Annotated in this window: 1 protein-coding gene; it reads right to left on the bottom strand. The window is 67.0% G+C overall.

What is annotated here, in order from left to right; all coding sequences use genetic code 11:
* Positions 1 to 567, bottom strand: a 567-nt coding sequence (locus ACTOQ3_RS43635) for a TCP-1/cpn60 chaperonin family protein (protein ID WP_386164234.1), incomplete at both ends; no start/stop codon positions are given.

The raw sequence follows: 567 nt of genomic DNA, 5'->3' as shown, positions 1-567 counted from the left end.
GCCCTTGTCGAAGCGCATGCCCTCGGTGAGCTCGAGCTCGAGACCGAAGGTGTTGCTCTCCTCGACGGTGATGACGCCTTCCTTGCCGACCTTGTCCATCGCCTCGGCGATCATCTCGCCGATCTGCGGGTCGCCCGCGGAGATGGAGGCCGTGGAGGCGATCTGCGCCTTCGTCTCCACGTCCTTGGCGAGCTTGGACAGCTCCTCCGACACGCGCTCGACGGCGGCCTCGATGCCCTTCTTCAGCGACATCGGGTTGGCGCCGGCGGCGACGTTGCGAAGACCCTCACGGACGAGAGCCTGGGCGAGCACGGTGGCGGTGGTGGTGCCGTCACCCGCGACGTCGTCGGTCTTCTTGGCGACTTCCTTGACGAGCTCGGCCCCGATCTTCTCCCACGGGTCCTCGAGCTCGATCTCCTTGGCGATGGAGACACCATCGTTGGTGATGGTGGGGGCGCCCCACTTCTTCTCCAGCACGACGTTACGGCCCTTGGGGCCGAGGGTCACCTTGACGGCGTCCGCGAGCTGGTTCATGCCGCGCTCGAGACCGCGCCGGGCGTCCTCGTT

It is taken from the genome of Streptosporangium sp. LJ11 (assembly GCF_051918945.1).
GTDB lineage: Bacteria > Actinomycetota > Actinomycetes > Streptosporangiales > Streptosporangiaceae > Streptosporangium.
This window is presented reverse-complemented; position numbering and strand designations above follow the sequence as displayed.